At 62.7% G+C, this 17,288-nt stretch carries 17 protein-coding genes and 1 other RNA gene; all 18 read left to right on the top strand.

What is annotated here, in order from left to right; translation table 11 throughout:
• The first annotated feature begins 84 nt into the window (after positions 1–84).
• The 18 genes from mreC (at position 85) to DGI_RS03095 (ending at position 17,287) form a co-directional block, all read left to right on the top strand.
• On the top strand, positions 85–942 hold the full coding sequence (gene mreC / locus DGI_RS03175; protein WP_021759233.1) for a rod shape-determining protein MreC: 858 nt from the start codon (positions 85–87) through the stop codon (positions 940–942).
• Positions 943–966: 24 nt separating this feature from the next.
• Positions 967–1,434: a hypothetical protein gene (locus tag DGI_RS03170; RefSeq protein WP_021759232.1), complete on the top strand. Its 468-nt coding sequence runs from the start codon at positions 967–969 to the stop codon at positions 1,432–1,434.
• Positions 1,418–3,292, top strand: a complete 1,875-nt coding sequence (gene mrdA, locus DGI_RS03165; RefSeq protein WP_021759231.1) for a penicillin-binding protein 2 — start codon at positions 1,418–1,420, stop codon at positions 3,290–3,292. The genes DGI_RS03170 and mrdA overlap by 17 nt, the downstream gene beginning before the upstream one ends.
• Entirely contained in the window at positions 3,289–4,428 is a 1,140-nt protein-coding gene (gene rodA / locus DGI_RS03160) for a rod shape-determining protein RodA (RefSeq protein ID WP_021759230.1), read from the top strand. Before mrdA ends, rodA begins: the two co-directional genes overlap by 4 nt.
• Before the next feature lie 61 nt (positions 4,429–4,489).
• Positions 4,490–4,915 carry a bactofilin family protein gene (locus tag DGI_RS03155; protein ID WP_021759229.1) on the top strand — a complete coding sequence of 142 codons (426 nt, stop codon included), beginning with the start codon at positions 4,490–4,492 and terminating at the stop codon, positions 4,913–4,915.
• Positions 4,916–5,070: 155 nt separating this feature from the next.
• Positions 5,071–5,487, top strand: coding sequence for an ATP synthase F0 subunit B (locus DGI_RS03150; protein ID WP_021759228.1), 417 nt, complete (start codon positions 5,071–5,073; stop codon positions 5,485–5,487).
• 40 nt (positions 5,488–5,527) lie between these two features.
• The gene (gene atpF, locus DGI_RS03145) at positions 5,528–6,097 is read left to right on the top strand and encodes a F0F1 ATP synthase subunit B (protein ID WP_021759227.1); all 570 of its coding nucleotides are present in this window, start codon (positions 5,528–5,530) and stop codon (positions 6,095–6,097) included.
• Positions 6,094–6,645 (top strand): ATP synthase F1 subunit delta, encoded by a 552-nt coding sequence (gene atpH / locus DGI_RS03140; protein WP_021759226.1) that lies wholly within the window; start codon positions 6,094–6,096, stop codon positions 6,643–6,645. The genes atpF and atpH overlap by 4 nt, the downstream gene beginning before the upstream one ends.
• Before the next feature lie 4 nt (positions 6,646–6,649).
• Positions 6,650–8,158: a F0F1 ATP synthase subunit alpha gene (gene atpA, locus DGI_RS03135; RefSeq protein ID WP_021759224.1), complete on the top strand. Its 1,509-nt coding sequence runs from the start codon at positions 6,650–6,652 to the stop codon at positions 8,156–8,158.
• Positions 8,159–8,179: 21 nt separating this feature from the next.
• On the top strand, positions 8,180–9,061 hold the full coding sequence (locus DGI_RS03130) for a F0F1 ATP synthase subunit gamma (RefSeq protein ID WP_021759223.1): 882 nt from the start codon (positions 8,180–8,182) through the stop codon (positions 9,059–9,061).
• 18 nt (positions 9,062–9,079) lie between these two features.
• Positions 9,080–10,495, top strand: a complete 1,416-nt coding sequence (atpD, locus tag DGI_RS03125) for a F0F1 ATP synthase subunit beta (RefSeq protein WP_021759222.1) — start codon at positions 9,080–9,082, stop codon at positions 10,493–10,495.
• A 15-nt stretch (positions 10,496–10,510) separates the two neighbouring features.
• Complete coding sequence (locus tag DGI_RS03120) at positions 10,511–10,912, top strand: F0F1 ATP synthase subunit epsilon (RefSeq protein WP_021759221.1); 402 nt, start codon at positions 10,511–10,513, stop codon at positions 10,910–10,912.
• Between the two features lie 180 nt (positions 10,913–11,092).
• Positions 11,093–12,490, top strand: coding sequence for a bifunctional UDP-N-acetylglucosamine diphosphorylase/glucosamine-1-phosphate N-acetyltransferase GlmU (gene glmU, locus DGI_RS03115; protein ID WP_027192715.1), 1,398 nt, complete (start codon positions 11,093–11,095; stop codon positions 12,488–12,490).
• Between the two features lie 31 nt (positions 12,491–12,521).
• The gene (gene zapB, locus DGI_RS03110) at positions 12,522–12,776 is read left to right on the top strand and encodes a cell division protein ZapB (RefSeq protein WP_027192716.1); all 255 of its coding nucleotides are present in this window, start codon (positions 12,522–12,524) and stop codon (positions 12,774–12,776) included.
• A complete protein-coding gene (zapA, locus tag DGI_RS03105) occupies positions 12,751–13,023 on the top strand; it encodes a cell division protein ZapA (protein WP_235619893.1) in 273 nt (90 codons plus the stop codon). Before zapB ends, zapA begins: the two co-directional genes overlap by 26 nt.
• A gap of 202 nt (positions 13,024–13,225) precedes the next feature.
• A non-coding RNA gene (gene ssrS, locus DGI_RS17735) (6S RNA) lies at positions 13,226–13,407 on the top strand.
• A gap of 325 nt (positions 13,408–13,732) precedes the next feature.
• Positions 13,733–15,292 carry a ribonuclease Y gene (rny, locus tag DGI_RS03100; RefSeq protein WP_021759218.1) on the top strand — a complete coding sequence of 520 codons (1,560 nt, stop codon included), beginning with the start codon at positions 13,733–13,735 and terminating at the stop codon, positions 15,290–15,292.
• 30 nt (positions 15,293–15,322) lie between these two features.
• On the top strand, positions 15,323–17,287 hold the full coding sequence (locus DGI_RS03095; protein WP_021759217.1) for a molybdopterin biosynthesis protein: 1,965 nt from the start codon (positions 15,323–15,325) through the stop codon (positions 17,285–17,287).
• Position 17,288: the final 1 nt, after the last annotated feature.

The raw sequence follows: 17,288 nt of genomic DNA, 5'->3' as shown, positions 1-17,288 counted from the left end.
GGATTTCTGGACCGGCTTGCGGCAAACACGGGGCTTGAAGTCATCCACTGGGTGTTGTCGCCCGGGGTGTTGGTGAGCGAGACCGTGACCACCGCGTGGCGCCGGTACGTGTATCTGGTGGGGTTGTCCGAGGAAAACGAAGTCCTGAAAAAGGAAGTGCATGCGCTTTCCCTGGAGCTCATGACCTTGCGCGAGGATGCGGCGGAGTCTGCCCGGCTTCGCACGCTGCTGTCCTTCAAGCCGCCGCCTGGCTGGCAGCCCCTGGGTGCGCGGGTGGTGGCCCAGCGGCTGGGGCCGCATTCCGCCCTGGAAACGTTGTTGGTGGATCAGGGCGGTCTGGACGGCGTGCGCGAGAACACCCCGGCCATCACTCCCCAGGGCGTGGCCGGGCGTGTGCTGCGCGTCTCCCCTTCGGCGTCCACGGTGTTGCTGCTGGTGGATGCGAATTCGAAAATCGCGGTCATGGGGCAGGAAAGCCGCGCGGCGGGCATCCTGGAGGGCCGGGGCGTGGATCAATTCATGGAGTTGAGCTACGTGCCGCTGACCTCGGAGGTCAAGGAAGGCGAGCGGCTGGTGACGTCCGGTCTGGCCGGCATCTTCCCCAAGGGGGTGCCTGTGGCCGAAGTGGTGAGCGTGAGCCGGTCGGACATCTCCCTGTTCCAGAAGGTGCTGGCGCGCCCGTATGTGGACGTGACCACGCTGGAGGAGTTGTTGCTGCTCATGCCGGATCCGGACGGGCTGGGGACGCTGCCGGAATTGAGTCCGACGGATACGGATGAGAATGCATTGGAAAATGCCCTCATCGAGGCCTTGCGCGCCGTCAACGCCACCAACGCCACCATTGTGCCGGCCAAGGCAGTCAAGGGCGCCAAGGGCGCCAAACCCGCGGCTGCACGCAACACCACCACGGAGAACGCCGCAGAAAATACCGCGGCCCAGTAGGTCTGTTTCAAGGGAGGCGCACCGGTGCGAAACGTCTTGTGGTGGCTGGGGTTCATCATCTGCTGCCTGTGGGCGCAACGCCTGGTGCAGGGCGTGGATTTTCTGGTGGTTGGGCTGGTCATCAGCGCCCGGGAAGGCCGGCTGATGCAGACGGCCTGGCTGTTCGGCACGTTCCTGTTGCTGCAGGAAGGGGCGGGGTCCCTGGCCTTCGGCTCGGGGCTGCTGTGGCAGGGCGGGGCCATGCTCATTTATGTGCTCGGGCGTTGGCTGTTCGAAACACGCAACGTCTTGTTCATTTTTCTGATGGGCTGCTGCCTGGGGGTCTGGCGCTACGTGCTTATCCATGGCATGGCGGCCTTGCAGGAGTATACGTTGTCCCCGCGGTCCATGTTCCTGTGGGAATGCCTGTTGCAGGCGTTGCTGTTCCCGCTGGCATGGAGCATCGCGCACGCCCTTCGAGGGAGGCCAGAGGCCGATGCCGCCACTGTCTGAGACCGAAAGTCAGGTTGCACCCAAGGGTGGCCTGTTGTTGTTGCAGCTTCTGGCGCTCTGCTTTTTTTTCGTCTTCGCGTTCCGGTTCTGGCAGCTGCAGGTGCACAAGGGCGAGGAGTTCGCCCTCAAGGCGGCACGCAACAAGCTGCGCCAGGAGGCCATTTTTGCCCCCCGGGGCGAGCTGCGGGACCGTAACGGCCAGCTCGTGGCCGTGAACCAGCCGGCATACGCCCTGGCCGTGGTGCGTGAAGACGTGCCAGACATCAACGCCACCCTGCAGCAGGTCGCCCAGTGGACCAACGTGCCCGTGGAGCAGCTGCAGGACCGCTATACCCGCGGCAGTTCCGCGCAGAGCCGCGAGCGCGTCAAGCCGTTCCAGCAACTCATCCTGGTGCCGGATCTCAGCTTCGATCTGGTGGCCCTCATCGAGGCCAACTCCGTGTTCTGGCCCGGCCTGGAAATCGTGGTCCGGCCGCGGCGGGTGTATCTGCAGGGGCCGCTGCTGGCGCACATTCTGGGTTATGTGGCCGAGACCAACCGCGAAGATCTGGAGCAGGATCCCGAGCTGGAAGGCGGCGATCTGGTGGGCCGGCAGGGCGTTGAAAAGATTATGGAAAGGGAGCTCCGGGGCAAGAAGGGCCTCAAGGAGCTGGAGGTGGACGTCACCGGCCGCAGCCTGGAAGAGCGGGTGCTGCGCCCGTCCAAATCCGGCAATGGACTGACCCTGACCATCGACATCGACCTGCAGCGCACCCTGGCCCACGAGATGGAAGGCCATGCCGGCGGCGTGGCCGTGATGGAGCCCGCCACCGGGGACTTGCTGGCCCTGCTTACCCTGCCCAGCTACGACAACAACATCTTCACCGCAGGCATCACCAATTCCCAGATGCAGGCCCTCATGGCCCATCCGCGCGCGCCGTTGCAGAATCGCGTCATTCAGTCCACCTATCCGCCGGGATCGGTCTGGAAGCTGGTGGTGGCGGCGGCCGGTCTGGAAGAAGGCCTCATCACCCCGCATACCTCGTTCTACTGTCCGGGATCCTACACCCTGGGCAAACGCGTGTTCCGCTGCTGGCGCAATGCCGGGCATGGCAGCCTGAATCTGGAACAGGCCCTGGTGCACTCCTGCGACGTGTACTTCTATCAGCTCGGGGAAAAGCTGGGCGTGGAGCGCATCAGCCGTTACGCCAGAGCCTGCGGCTTCGGGGAGCTTACCGGCATCGACTTGCCCTATGAAAAAAGCGGCCTGGTGCCCACGCCGGAATGGAAGCGCAAGCGCTTCCGCGAACCCTGGCACGGCGGGGAGACCCTCAACTACTCCATCGGCCAGGGTTTCGCCCTGGTGACGCCCCTGCAGGTGGCGCGCTTCATGTCTGCCTTGCTCAATGGCGGCAAGCTGCTCAAGCCCAAGCTGCTGCTGGACGAGCCGCCCATCGTGCAGGGCGAACTGCCCATCAAGGAGCAGTGGCGCAAACTGCTGGTGGATTCCCTCATCGCCACGGTGGACTCCGGCACGGCGCGGCGCATTAAACGGCCGGATGCCGTCATGGGCGCCAAAACCGGCACGGCCCAGGTGGTGCGCCTGGGGCAGGAGCGCAAAAAAACGCGCGACACCCCGTACAAGTTCCGCGACCACGCCTGGATGGCCAGCTTTGGCCAGAAAGACAACGCCACCTATGTGGTGGTGAACATGATTGAGCATGGCGGGCACGGCGGGTCCGTGGCCGGCCCGGTGGTGCGGGACGTGTATGCGCACCTGTTCGGCGAGCCCCCGGCGGCCAACGCCACCAGGAGCCAGATCTCGCCGCCCCGTCCCCCTGCCGCCCCGCCTGCGCCCAACATCCGGACGGAACAATGATCTCCATCGATCGCAGGCTCTTTTCCCACATCAATTGGCCCCTGCTGGGGCTGACAGTGCTGCTTTTCGGCATCGGCGTGCTCAACCTGTACTCCGCCGGCGGCGTGCGCGTGGGCGGCGGGGTGACCGTGCAGCCCTTCTGGCAAAAACAGCTCATGTGGGGTGGCATCGGCCTGCTGCTCATGCTGGCGTTCATGAGCGTCAGCTACGACAAATTCAAAAGCCTCTGCTGGCCGTTGTTCGTGGCCACCATCCTGTTGCTGCTGGCGGTGGACATCCTGGGACGCACCTACCTGGGGGCGCAGCGGTGGCTGTCCATCGGCGGGGTGTCGTTCCAGCCCAGCGAGGTGGCCAAGCTGTGCGTGCTGCTGGTGGGGGCCCGCCTGCTTTCCCGCCGGGCAGACCCCCTGGACTGGAGCGAATTATTCGGCGTGCTGGGCATCGTGCTGGTGCCGGTGGCGCTGGTGGTGATCCAGCCGGACCTGGGCACCGGCATGAATATACTCTTGCTCTCGGGTGGACTGATCCTTTACAGAGGTCTCACCATGCGTGTGTTTCGCGTGCTGCTGGTGATTCTGCCCACCCTGCCGTTCCTGGCCTGGGAATTTCTGCTGCTGGATTACCAAAAGGAACGGGTGCTGGGGTTTGTGGATCCCGGCTCAGATCCTCGCGGCGCAGGCTGGCAGGTCATTCAATCGCAAATTGCCATCGGTTCAGGGGAGATGTGGGGCAAGGGCTACCTTTCGGGCACCCAGGGCCAACTACGGTTTCTGCCAGAAAAGCATACGGACTTTGCCGTGGCCATTTTTGGCGAGGAATGGGGCTTCGTGGGCGCAGTGGTGCTGCTTTCCCTGTTCACCCTGTTTTTATACAGTATTTTCATCACCGCGCGTGATGCGAAAGACCGCTTTGGCTCCTTTTTGGCAGCAGGCGTGTTCTTCTATTTCTTTTGGCTGTTTACCATCAATCTCGGGATGGTGCTGGGAATGATGCCCGTGGTGGGCCTGCCGTTGCCGTTTGTCAGTTACGGCGGCAGCGCCACGCTGGTGAACTTCAGCCTCGTGGGCCTGGTATGCAATGTGTCCATGCGGCGGTTCGTGTTCAAGCAGCACCGCAGTTTGCACATCAAGACGTAGGCGCGCGCGCCTCACGCAAGACGCACATGCCCCCAAGGGGGCAGCAAGGAGGACTGCACAGATGGCGAAAGACGAAATCAACGCGTTTCTGGGCGTGGGCACAGCCTACGAAGGCAAGCTGCATTTCCAGGGCGCGGTGCGCATTGACGGCGCGTTCACCGGAGAGATTGTGTCCGAAGGAACGCTCATCGTCGGCAAGGACGCCCAGGTGCGCGGGCAGATCAACGTGGGGCAGCTCATCCTCTCCGGCCTGCTGCAAGGCGAGGTGACGGCCAGCAAGAAAGTGATGCTGCACAAGACAGCCAATCTGCTGGGATCCTTGTCCACGCCTGCACTGGCGATGGAGGAGGGGGCCGTGGTGGAAGGGCAGGTGTCCATGGGCTCCAACCGCCCGGAAGCCGACGCCCTCAAGCAGGTGCAGGTGCTTCGTGAATTTGAGGGCATGGACGGCGCCCTGCCGGCAGGCGAGGACACCCCGACATCGTAATTGGTTTTGATCGTCCAAACAACAGGTTGGGCTGCTGGCTCGCCAGAAAACCCGCGAAAAGTTTTTGACAGGGACAGGAAAAGTGGAGTACAGCCCTCGCTGACTTCGAGCAAAAATTCACAACCTCCACCTCCAACCGCACCCCGGGGGCCGGCATGATTGATTTCGACATCACATTTTTGGTGCAGCTTATCAACTTCCTCATCACCCTGATTGGCTTGAATTATTTGCTTATCAAGCCGCTGCGGGCGAAGTTGAAGGAACGTGCTGACTTCATGGCCGGTATGTTGAAGGAAGCCGAGGGGTTTGCTGCCCGCGCCGAAGACAAGCTGAAGAATTATGAAGAAGTGCTCGCCGAAGCGCGCAAGGCTGGCACCGAAGAGCGGATGAAGGTGAAAGCCTCCGCCGAAGTTGAAGAGCAGTCCCTGGTGCAGGCTGCTGTCGCCAGGGCCCAGCAGGAACTGGCCACTGCGCGTCAGGTCATCACCACGGAAGCCGATGCCGCTCTGGCTGCCCTGAAGGCGCAAGCGCCGGTCATGGCCAAGAAGGTTGCCGACAAAGTTCTGGCGTAACATAGCTCATGAACGCCGAAATTCGCCTAGGAGAACGCCCTTGAACACGATCTGGAAGCTGCTCTCGGCAACGGCGCTGGTCTGCCTGGCTGCTGTTCCCGCCCTTGCCAGCGATGGTGGCGCCGGCCCCAGCCATGACTGGATGAACTTTCTGTTCCGCATCATCAACTTCGTCCTCTTCGTCGGCATCATCTACTATCTGGCCGGCAAGAAAATCGCTGATTTTTTCAAGACCCGCCGCTACACCATTGAAAACGACCTGGCTGACCTCAGTCAGCGCAAGGTCGATGCCGAGAAGCGCCTCAAGGACGTGGAAGCGTCCATCGCCAATATCGATGCAGAGCGCAAAGCCATTCTGGACGACTACCGCACGCAGGGCGAAGCCTTGAAGGTCGCCATCATCGAAAAGGCCAACAAGACGGCGGAGCAGATTACCGCCCAGGCCGCGATGACCGCCGAGCAGGAGTCTCGTCTGGCTGTCGAGCGCATTCGCGGCGAGATGGCCGACATGGTCATCGAAGCTGCCGAAAAGCTCCTGAAAGACAAGCTTAATGCACAGGAACAAGAAAAGCTCATCGATAAATATTTAACAAAGGTGGTGCTCAATTGATCGGCAACGTGGTGGCGCGCAGGTACGCCCGGGCTCTGTTTGCCATCGGCAAGAGCAAGGGCGTCACCGAGCTGGACAAGTACGGAAAGGACCTTTCCGCGTTGAAGGATGCTATCGACGCGACGCCCGGTCTGCTCAAGCTCTTCCGCAACCCCATCTTCGACGTGTCGGAGAAAAAGAAGGTGGCGGACGCAGTGCTGGTCAAACTGGGCGTGGGCGAGATGGTCAAAAACTTTGTCCACCTGCTGGCGGACAAGGGTCGTTTGGGTGAACTTCCTCAAATTCATGCCGTCTTTATGAGCATGCTGGATGCCGAAAAGGGCGTGGTGCGCGGCGAGCTGGTGACGGCCATCAAGCTCAATGCCGCCAAGCAGAAGGCGATGAAAGCCAAACTGGAATCGCAGGTCGGCAAGGAGCTGGTCCTGAATTTCAGTTCGGATCCCTCCATCCTGGGCGGTGTGGTGCTCAAGGTGGGCGATCAGGTGCTGGATGCAAGCCTCCGTGCGCAGCTGGGCATTCTGAAGGAAAACATCAGAAGGGGTGAGTAGGGCCATGCAGATCAAAGCCGAAGAAGTCAGCAAGATCATTGAGGAGCAAATCTCGAACTACGAGCAGCGAGTCGAGATGAGCGAAACCGGCACCGTGCTGTACGTCGGTGACGGTATTGCCCGCGTCTACGGCGTGCAGAACGCCATGTCCATGGAACTGCTGGAATTCCCCGGCGGCCTGATGGGCATGGTGCTCAACCTGGAAGAAGATAACGTGGGCGTGGCCCTTTTGGGCGAATGCGCAGGCATCAAAGAAGGCGACACGGTCAAGCGGACCGGCAAAATCTTCTCCGTGCCTGTTGGCGATGCGGTCATGGGCCGCGTCATCAACCCCCTTGGTCAGCCCATCGACGGCCTCGGCCCCATCGATGCCAAGGAAACCCGCCCCGTTGAACTCAAGGCCCCCGGCATCGTGCAGCGCAAGAGCGTGCATGAGCCCTGCATGACCGGCCTCAAGGCCATCGACGCCATGACGCCCATCGGTCGCGGACAGCGCGAACTGATCATCGGCGACCGTCAGGTCGGCAAGACTGCCGTGTGCCTGGACGCCATCCTGGCCCAGAAGAACACGGACATCCACTGCTTCTACGTGGCCATCGGCCAGAAGAAGTCCACTGTGGCCCTGGTGGCGGACACCCTGCGCAAATACGGCGCCATGGAGTACACCACCATCATCTCCGCCACGGCGTCCGAACCTGCCCCGCTGCAGTTCATCGCTGCCTACTCCGGCTGCACCATGGCCGAGTACTACCGCGACAGCGGCAAGCATGCCCTCATCATCTATGATGACTTGTCCAAGCAGGCGGTGGCGTATCGCCAGATGTCCCTGCTGCTGCGCCGTCCTCCGGGCCGTGAAGCCTTCCCCGGCGACGTGTTCTACCTTCACTCCCGGCTGCTGGAACGCGCTGCCAAGGTTTCCGACAGCATGGGCGCCGGTTCCATGACCGCCCTGCCCATCATCGAAACCCAGGCTGGCGACGTGTCCGCCTACATTCCCACAAACGTCATCTCCATCACCGACGGTCAGGTGTACCTGGAGCCCGCGTTGTTCAACGCCGGCATCCGCCCGGCCATCAACGTCGGTCTTTCGGTCTCCCGCGTGGGCGGCGCTGCCCAGATCAAGGCCATGAAGCAGGTCTCCGGCACGCTGCGCCTGGACCTGGCCCAGTACCGCGAACTGGCTGCCTTCGCCCAGTTCGGCTCCGATCTGGACAAGGCCACCCAGGCCAAGCTCAATCGCGGCGCCCGCATGGTGGAACTGCTCAAGCAGCCCCAGTACAAGCCCATGACCGCCGAAGAGCAGGTCTGCTCCATTTACGCCGGCACCCGCGGCTACATGGACGACGTGCCCCTGGAAGCCGTGCGCAAGTTTGAAACCGAGATGCTGGACTTCATCCGCAATGCCAAAGCCGACATCTTCAAGGACATCACCGAGAAGAAAGCGCTGACGGAAGAACTCGAAGGCAAGCTGAAGGCCGCCATCATCGAATTCAAGAAGGGCTTCCAGGCCTAAGCCTGGGAGGGAGAAAGGCCAATGGCATCACTTCGAGACATTAGCACCAAGATCGGTGCGGTCAAGAAGACCAAGCAGATCACCAAGGCCATGAACATGGTGGCCTCGGCCAAGCTGCGGGGCGCGCAACAACGCATTGAGCGTTTTCGCCCGTATGCCGAAAAGTTCTATGCCATGCTGCAGGAACTTTCGGCCAAGGCGGATTCCAGCGCGCACCCCTTGCTTGAGGTCCGTGAGGAAATCAAGACCGTAGGCGTTGTGGTGATGACCTCCGATCGCGGCTTGTGCGGCAGCTTCAACGCCGCCATGATTCGCGAAGCGGTGAAAGTCATCAAGGCCAAGTTGGCGGAAGGCAAGCAAGTGCGGGTCTATACCGTCGGCAAAAAAGGCCGCGACTCCCTTCGCAAGATGGGATTCGAAATGGCCACCAGCTACCCGGACCGTATGAACAACTTCGACTTCACCCTGGCCAACGAGCTGGGCGTGGAGATCATCGAAGCCTACATGGCCAAGCAACTCGATGAAGTCGTGCTCGTGTACGGGGACTTCGTCAGCGTGGCCAGGCAGATTCCCGAAGCGCAACGGCTTCTGCCTGTTGCTCCCGAGACGTCCGCGGAAGCTGCAAGCACGAAGAGTGTGGCCCAGGAATACATCTACGAGCCTGATGTCGTCGGCTTGCTCGCAGAACTCCTGCCCCGCTTCATCAAGGTCCAGGTCTACAAGGGCCTGTTGTCCACCTCCGCCAGCGAGCACGCCGCCCGTATGGCTGCCATGGACAATGCCACCAAGGCCTGTGACGACATGGTTGGGGCACTGACGCTCGTCTTCAACAAGACCCGCCAGGCCGCCATCACCACGGAACTGATGGATATCGTCGGCGGCGCCGAAGCGCTGAAAGGATAAGGAAGGAGTGTGACCGGCATGAGTCAGAACATCGGTAAGATTGTTCAAGTCATCGGCGCCGTCGTGGACGTCGAGTTTGAGGAAGGTAAGCTTCCCTATATCTTGAACGCTCTGGAAATCAAGAACCCCAACAACACGGACGCGCCCGAGCTGATCTGCGAAGTGGCGCAGCACCTGGGCTCCAACGTGGTGCGCACCATCGCCATGGACGCCACGGAAGGCTTGGTGCGTGGCATGGCCGCCTTCGATACCGGCAAGCCCATCATGGCTCCCGTCGGCAAGGCGTCCCTGGGCCGCATCATGAACGTGGTGGGCAAGCCCGTGGACGAAATGGGCCCCATCAATTCCGACAAATACCTGCCCATTCACCGTGAAGCGCCCGAGTTCATCGAACAGTCCACCTCCGTGGAACTGCTCGAAACCGGCATCAAGGTCGTGGACTTGCTCATCCCGTTCCCCAAGGGCGGCAAGATGGGCCTGTTCGGCGGCGCCGGCGTGGGCAAGACCGTTATCCTCATGGAGATGATCAACAACATCGCCAAGCAGCATGGCGGCATCTCCGTGTTCGCGGGCGTGGGCGAGCGCACCCGTGAAGGCAACGACTTGTACCATGAAATGAAGGACGCTGGCGTTATCGACAAGGCCGCACTTGTGTACGGCCAGATGAACGAACCGCCAGGAGCCCGCGCCCGCGTGGCCCTCACCGCCCTTGCCTGCGCCGAGTACTTCCGCGACGCCGAAGGCCAGGACGTGCTCCTCTTCGTCGATAACATCTTCCGCTTCACCCAGGCGGGTTCGGAAGTGTCCGCGCTCCTCGGCCGCATGCCCTCCGCGGTGGGTTACCAGCCCACCCTGGGTACCGACCTTGGCGGCCTGCAGGAACGCATCACCTCCACCACCAAGGGCTCCATCACCTCGGTGCAGGCCGTGTACGTGCCCGCGGACGACTTGACTGACCCCGCGCCCGCCACGACCTTCTCGCACTTGGACGGCACCCTGGTGCTTTCCCGCCAGATCGCCGAACTGGGCATCTACCCCGCGGTGGACCCGCTGGACTCCACCTCCCGCATCCTGGACCCCATCGTCCTGGGCGCCGAACACTACAATACTGCCCGCGAAGTGCAGATGGTGCTCCAGAAGTACAAAGAACTTCAGGACATCATCGCCATCCTGGGCATGGACGAACTCTCTGACGAAGACAAGGTCACTGTGCACCGCGCCCGCCGCATGCAGCGCTTCCTGTCGCAGCCCTTCCACGTGGCCGAGCAGTTCACCGGCACCCCTGGCGTCTACGTCAAACTGGTGGACACCATCAAGGGCTTCCGTGAAATCCTCGATGGCGTGCATGACGAGCTGGCGGAAACCGACTTCTACATGGTCGGTGACATCAGCACCGCCCTGGAGAAGCAGAAGAAGCGGCTGGCTGACAACTAAGCATTGGAGACGCCCATGAGCCTGCAATTGGACATCGTTACTCCCGACAAGCTTGTGCTGAGCACGAGCGTGGAGTACGTGGGCGCGCCTGGCTATGAAGGCGAATTCGGCGTGCTGCCCAACCACATCCCTTTCCTGTGCGCGTTGCAGATTGGCAACTTGTACTACCGAAAGGAAGGCAGGACCCACTATGTCTTCGTGTCCGGCGGCTTTGCCGACGTCTCCGGGAACAAGGTCACCGTTCTGGCCGAAGCTGCTGAAAAGGCCGAGGAAATCGACCTTGATGGCGCTCGCAAGGCCAAGGAACGCGCCGAACAACGCATGAAGGACGCGCAGGATCGCATTGCCTACGCTCGCGCCCAGGCTGAACTGCAGCGGGAAATTGCCCGCATGAGCGCAGCCAGCAAGGCCAAGTAGCCGCACGTTCCCTTCTGAAAAGACGGACCCGACGCATCCAGGCGGGGCAGGCATGTTGCCTGTCCCGCCTTTTGCGTGCAATACGCCATCGGATTCTCCCCCTCTTGACGGCGTCGTGTCTGCAAGGCACTCATGCCGGGGACACTGCAGCCACAGGAGTGATTCGTTATGACCGCCGCGTTGCCGAATTCCGTCGGAGGGCTGGTGCTTGCCGCAGGCAAGGGCACCCGCATGCATTCTGCAAAGCCCAAAGTGTTGCATGAATTGCTGGATGAACCCATGCTTTGGCATGTGCACCAGGCGCTGGAGCCCCTGCTTGCGCATCGTTTCTGGACGGTCCTCGGCTTTGGCGCGGACCAGGTGTGCAAACGCCTGCCCGAGGTGACCGCACGTTGCGTGCTGCAGCACGAGCAGCTCGGCACCGGCCACGCCCTGCAATGCGCCTGGGAAACCTTGCGCGCCGCCAGCCTGACGCATGTGCTGGTGGTCAATGGCGATACCCCCCTCGTTCCGCCCCAGGCCCTGTCCAAAATGGTCCACGTGGCCCTTGAGGAAAAGGCCGCCGTGGCATTCTTGTCCATCACGCTCAACGATCCCCGCAGTTTTGGCCGTGTGGTGCGCAGTTGCAACGGGGACGTGGCGGCCATTGTCGAGGCCAAGGATTACGACCGCACCCGCTTCGGCTACCCCACCGGCGAGATCAATGCCGGCATCTATCTGTTGCAGCTGGACGCAGTGGGTCCCCTGCTCGGGCAGCTTGGCAACAACAATCGCAGCGGTGAATATTACATCACCGATCTGGTGGGCCTGGCCAAGGCCGCCGGGCATGTGGTGCTTGCCGAGAACGTGTCTGCCGAGGGCATGGATCCCGAAGACGCCATCCTCTATCTTGGCATCAATGCCCCGGCCGAGCTGGTGGCGGCGGAGGAACACATGCGTCGCTGCATCGTGACGCGCTGGGCCGCCGAAAACGTCCTCATCCGCTCGCCGGATCTGGTCCGCATCGGACCACGCGTCCAGCTGACCCCCGGGGCGGAAATCCATGGCCCCTGCGAACTCTACGGGCAGACCACACTTGCCCGCGGGGCGCTGGTCATGTCGCACTGCTGGGTCAAGGATGCCACCCTGGAATCGGACACCACGCTGCACCCCTTTTCGCATGTGGAAAGGGCACACCTGCACTCTGGCGCGGCGGCAGGCCCCTTTGCCCGGCTGCGGCCAGGTGCCGTGCTGGAACAAGGCAGCAGGGTTGGAAATTTTGTCGAAATGAAAAAGGCGCGCCTCGGCCGCAACGCCAAGGCCGGTCACCTGACCTACCTGGGAGATGCGGAGATCGGCCCCGACACCAATATCGGCGCCGGGACCATTACCTGCAATTATGACGGGGCGCGCAAACATCTGACAAAAATTGGGGAAAATGTGTTCATCGGCTCGAACACCGCTCTGGTTGCGCCGGTGCACGTGGGGGATCGCGCCCTGGTGGCCGCAGGCTCCGTGATTACGGATGACGTACCCGCGGACGCCCTGGCCCTTGCCAGGGGGCGGCAGGTGCTTAAATCCAAGAAACCCGCTTCTTGATTTTGCGCTGGGGACAGCGTATGGAGCGGTCATGGAACTCATTGACCAATTGGAACAAAAAATCGACTCGTTGCTCGCCTCCAACGAGGCCTTGCGCCAGGAAAACACCCAGCTTTTGGATGCGTTGCAGCATGATATGGAAACGTACCAAGCTGAAACCGCTCGTCTGACCCAGGAGCTGGAGCGCGAGCGCGCCGCCCGCCTGGCTGTAGCAGCACGCATTGACGGGCTGCTGCGCAAGCTGGAAGCTGGTGCCGGAGATGCTGCTGACCATGCCCAGCCATAGTCTGCAAGTGCTTGGGATGCATCTCTCTTTCACCGCGGAGGCGGATCAGCATCAGGTCGAGAAAGCAAAGCGACTGGCCGAGAAACGATATCAGGAATTGGAAACACGAGGGACGCAGATCAGCAGAGAACGATTGCTGGTCTTTCTGGCCTTGGGATTGGCGGACGATTTGCTCCAAGCCAATCAGGAGCGCGCGGCGATGCAGGAACGTCTCCATGCGCTTCTGGCGAAGATAGATGAGGAGTAATGCCCGGTGGTTGTCGGGCGGCGATGCAGAACATCGCCCCGATGACAGCCGGCATTGCTGCAGGTGGTGAAACCGCACGGCCCTGCTGGCTGCATGCTGGCAGGCGTGGTGCTGGTGGTGCCGGGGGAAGCTGCCGCAAGGCAGCCTGTGCGCCAGACTGCTGCCTGGAGAAACAGCGTACCGGGTTCTTTGAGACGGCAAGGCCACCCTGGGATGTGCGTGATCGCTGGTTACTTTCTTGAGCCAATGATCCCACTCAGGGTTCTGCCTCAGCGCTTGCGGTGTGCATGCCCGAATCTATCGGGGAGCCTGAAGCAAGCCAGGCGGCGCCCGCCATGCATAGCATGGTTCAAAAAGGCCTGTGACACGGCGTTCTGGGGGCCTTGCCGTAACAAAGAAGACGACGAATTGCGTGTGTCGGCGGGCATGGGTGCGCCAGACGATGCGGTGCGCGCAGCGTATCGCGCGTTTGCGTCCCATGCGCGATGTGCATGGTGCGCCCGTGATGCGCGCTGTGCATGACACGCAGCGAATCGGTGTGCGCCTGCCTCCACCTCGCCTGCCTTTGGATGGCCTGTAGAGCATCTCGTTTCCTCACCGTGGCCTGAGCACACCCATAGCAGCACGATCCAGCCGGCCAGCGTCCCGGTTGTCTGGAGCCGTGTATGCTGCGACAGGCGCGGGCCTGATGGAATAGAGGGAGCGTTCTATGTCATTTTCATCTTTCATGCTGATGCTTCTGGGTGTTGCCCTGGGGGCGGTGGGCGCCAATTGGGTGCTGCAGGCCATGGGCAACAAGAAGGTCAGCGAATCCAAAGAGCTGGCAAATAGGATCATCGAGGAGGCGCGCAAGGAGGCTCAGGCCCACAAAAAGGAAGTGCAGCTCACGGCGCAGGATGAGATCCTCAATCTGAAAAAAGAGCTGGATCTGGATATCAAGGAGCGCGAACGCGAACTCAAGCGCCGCGAATCCAAGGTGCTGGAAAAGGAAGAGCGCCTGGAGGAGCGCAGCGTCAAGGCCACGCAGAAGGAAAGCGAGGTCCTGGCCCTGGAAAAGGAGCTCACCCGCAAGGAACGCCATTTTGTGGACCGCGAGGAGCAACTGCAGACGCTGGAGGCCGAGCGCACCCGGCGGCTGGAGGAGATTTCCGGCCTCACCGTGGAGGAAGCCCGCCAGCGCATCGTCACCGAACTGGAAGATCGCACCCGGCACGAAGCTGCCAAGATGATCCGCCAGATTGAAACCGAGGCCAAGGAAGTGGCGTCCCGCAAGGCCAAGGAAATCCTGGCCACGGCGGTACAGCGGTATTCCGGTGATTTTGTGGCGGAAAATACCGTCACCGCCGTCACCCTGCCCAGCGAAGACATGAAGGGCCGCATCATCGGCCGCGAGGGCCGCAACATCCGCGCCCTGGAAGCGGCCACCGGTGTGGATCTGATCATCGACGACACGCCCGAAACCGTCATCCTTTCCGCTTATTCCCCCTTGCGCCGACAGATCGCCAAGATGGCCCTGGAGCGGCTCATCAGCGACGGCCGCATCCATCCTGCCCGCATCGAAGACATCGTCAAGAAGGTGGAGCAGGAGATGGACGTCAAGCTGCGCGAGATCGGCGAGCAGGCCACCTTTGATGCCGGCGTGCATGGCATCCATCCGGAAATCGTCAAGCTGCTCGGGCAGTTGCAGTATCGCACCAGCTTCAGTCAGAATGTGCTGCAGCACTCCCTGGAAGTCTGCTCCCTGTGCGGCGTGATGGCTGCGGAACTGGGCCTTGATGTCAAGAAAGCCAAGCGGGCCGGGTTGTTGCACGATATCGGCAAGGCCGTGGACCATGAAGTCGAAGGCCCTCACGCCATCATCGGTGCGGACCTGGCCAAGAAATACAACGAATCCAAAGAGATCATTCACGCCATTGCCGCCCACCACGAAGACGTGCCGCCCAAGTCCATCACCGCAGTGCTGGTGCAGGCGGCAGACAGCCTCTCCGGCGCCCGGCCCGGTGCGCGCAAGGAGCTTCTGGAGAACTACGTCAAGCGGCTGGAAGATCTGGAAAACATCGCTACCAGCTTCGGCGGGGTGAGCAAGGCCTTTGCCATCCAGGCCGGCCGCGAGATTCGGGTGATGGTGGATTCCGAGCAGGTGGACGACGACACCACCTACCTGCTCTGCAAGGACATCTCCCACAAGATCGAGGAAAACCTTACCTATCCCGGCCAGATCCGCGTCACCGTCATCCGCGAGCGCCGGGCCGTGGGCTACGCCAAGTAACGCACCAGATAGCACGCAGGGGGAACGGGGATGGCCGAGCCGAAACGCAACATCTACCTGGAAACCATACCGGTGGACGCCGCTGTGGCCAGAGCCAAGGCCGCCCTGGATCGGGGCGGCGTGGCCGGCGTGCAGACCATCCCCAGCCAGGACGCTGCCGGCCGGGTGCTGGCCGCGCCGGTGTTTGCCCGGCAGTCCTCCCCTGCCTCCCATTGCGCCGCCATGGACGGCGTGGCCGTGCAGGCCTCGGCCACCTACGCCGCCCGCGAGGGGCAGCCTGTGGTGCTGGTCAAGGGGCAGGATTGGTGGCCGGTGAACACGGGCCACCCCCTGCCGCCGCACCTGCCGCAGCTGGATGCGGTGATTATGATCGAACAGGTGCAGTCCCTGGACGACGAACGCATCGCCATCGAGGCGGCGGCCTATCCCTGGCAGCACGTGCGGCGCATCGGCGAAGACATCGTCGCCACGGAACTGCTCTTCCCCCGCGGCAAGCTGTTGACGCCCTACGATGTGGGCGCGTTGTTGTCTGCCGGCATTTGGGATGTGGACGTGGTGGGCCGCGTGCACATGCAGGTGATCCCCACCGGCGACGAGATCCTGGACTTCACCACCCGGCCCACCCCCGGTCCCGGGCAGGTGGTGGAATCCAACTCCATGGTGCTGGCCGCCCTGGGCCGTCAGGCCGGCTGCACGGTGGAACGACGCCCCCCCGTGGCCGACGATCCCGCCGCCCTGGAAGCCGCCGTGCGCGAGGCCCTGGCGGCAGGCGCGCAGGTGGTGGTCGTTTGCGCCGGATCCTCGGCCGGCTCCAAGGACTTTACCCGCCATGTGTTCGAGCGGGTGGGCGAACTGCTGGTGCACGGCATTGCCGCCATGCCCGGCAAGCCGACCCTGCTGGCCGCGGCGGCCCAGGGGCGGGCGCTGCTCATGGGGGCGCCGGGGTATCCCGTCAGCTCGGTGGTGGCCTTCGAGGAAGTGTTGGCCCCGGTGCTGGCCTGGCTGCATCATGAACCCGAGTCGGTACGCCCGCGCATCGAGGCGGTGCTCACGCGCAAGTCGCCCTCCAGGCTGGGCATTGAGGAATTTCTGCGCTGCTCCGTGGGCACGGTGCGCGGTCGGCATGTGGCCTCCCCCTTGGGCCGCGGGGCCGGAAACATCACCACCCTGTGCCGGGCCCAGGGCGTGGTGCGCATCCCCCGCGATGTGGAGGGCCTGGAGCAGGGCGGCCGGGTGGAGGTGGAACTGCTGGTGCCCAGGAGCGTGCTGGATCAGACGGTGGTCGCCGTAGGCAGTCACGACAACACCCTGGATCTGCTGGCCGACGCCCTCATGGCCAAGGACCCTGCCTTCGCCCTGGCCTCCAGCCACGTGGGCAGCATGGGCGGCATCACGGCCTTGGCCGCCGGCGCCTGCCACATGGCCGGGGCGCATCTGTTCGATCCCGCCACTAATGACTTCAATTTCCCCTTCCTGGCCAAACACCTGCCCCACGTGGCGCTTCGGGTGGTCAATCTGGCCATCCGGCATCAGGGGCTGATGGTGGCCCCGGGCAACCCCCTGGGCATCGCCGGCGTGGCCGATCTGGCCCGGCCGGACGTGCGCTTCGTGAACCGCCAGCGCGGAGCCGGCACGCGCATCCTGCTGGATCATCATCTGATCACCGCAGGAGTGGATCCGCGCGCCGTCAACGGCTACGGCAAGGAGGAGCACACGCACATGGCCGTGGCGGCCAACGTGGCCTCGGGCGCAGCCGACTGCGGATTGGGCATCCAGGCCGCGGCCAAGGCTCTGGGGCTGGAGTTTGTGCCCCTGGCCCTGGAGCGCTACGACCTGCTCATCCCGGAAGATCTGCTGGAGACGCCACATGTGCAGGCCGTGCTGGCCTGCCTGGACGATGCCGCCTTCCAGGCGCGCATCCAGGCCCTGGGCGGCTACGAGACCACCCTGTGCGGCCGCACCATGCAACCCGGGCAGGGCCTGGGAGAGGGCTAAT

The sequence above is a fragment of the Megalodesulfovibrio gigas DSM 1382 = ATCC 19364 genome (assembly GCF_000468495.1).
In the GTDB taxonomy this organism is placed as follows: Bacteria; Desulfobacterota; Desulfovibrionia; order Desulfovibrionales; family Desulfovibrionaceae; genus Megalodesulfovibrio; species Megalodesulfovibrio gigas.
This window is presented reverse-complemented; position numbering and strand designations above follow the sequence as displayed.

What these genes read in the sequence shown, in the direction of transcription:
- DGI_RS03155 (WP_021759229.1), top strand. Translation starts at nt 4,490, where the DNA reads ATGGCGAAAGACGAAATCAACGCGTTTCTGGGCGTGGGCACAGCCTAC.
- atpA (WP_021759224.1), top strand. Translation starts at nt 6,650, where the DNA reads ATGCAGATCAAAGCCGAAGAAGTCAGCAAGATCATTGAGGAGCAAATC.
- zapB (WP_027192716.1), top strand. Translation starts at nt 12,522, where the DNA reads ATGGAACTCATTGACCAATTGGAACAAAAAATCGACTCGTTGCTCGCC.
- DGI_RS03130 (WP_021759223.1), top strand. Translation starts at nt 8,180, where the DNA reads ATGGCATCACTTCGAGACATTAGCACCAAGATCGGTGCGGTCAAGAAG.
- rodA (WP_021759230.1), top strand. Translation starts at nt 3,289, where the DNA reads ATGATCTCCATCGATCGCAGGCTCTTTTCCCACATCAATTGGCCCCTG.
- atpD (WP_021759222.1), top strand. Translation starts at nt 9,080, where the DNA reads ATGAGTCAGAACATCGGTAAGATTGTTCAAGTCATCGGCGCCGTCGTG.
- mrdA (WP_021759231.1), top strand. Translation starts at nt 1,418, where the DNA reads ATGCCGCCACTGTCTGAGACCGAAAGTCAGGTTGCACCCAAGGGTGGC.
- DGI_RS03120 (WP_021759221.1), top strand. Translation starts at nt 10,511, where the DNA reads ATGAGCCTGCAATTGGACATCGTTACTCCCGACAAGCTTGTGCTGAGC.
- DGI_RS03150 (WP_021759228.1), top strand. Translation starts at nt 5,071, where the DNA reads ATGATTGATTTCGACATCACATTTTTGGTGCAGCTTATCAACTTCCTC.
- zapA (WP_235619893.1), top strand. Translation starts at nt 12,751, where the DNA reads ATGCTGCTGACCATGCCCAGCCATAGTCTGCAAGTGCTTGGGATGCAT.
- DGI_RS03095 (WP_021759217.1), top strand. Translation starts at nt 15,323, where the DNA reads ATGGCCGAGCCGAAACGCAACATCTACCTGGAAACCATACCGGTGGAC.
- rny (WP_021759218.1), top strand. Translation starts at nt 13,733, where the DNA reads ATGTCATTTTCATCTTTCATGCTGATGCTTCTGGGTGTTGCCCTGGGG.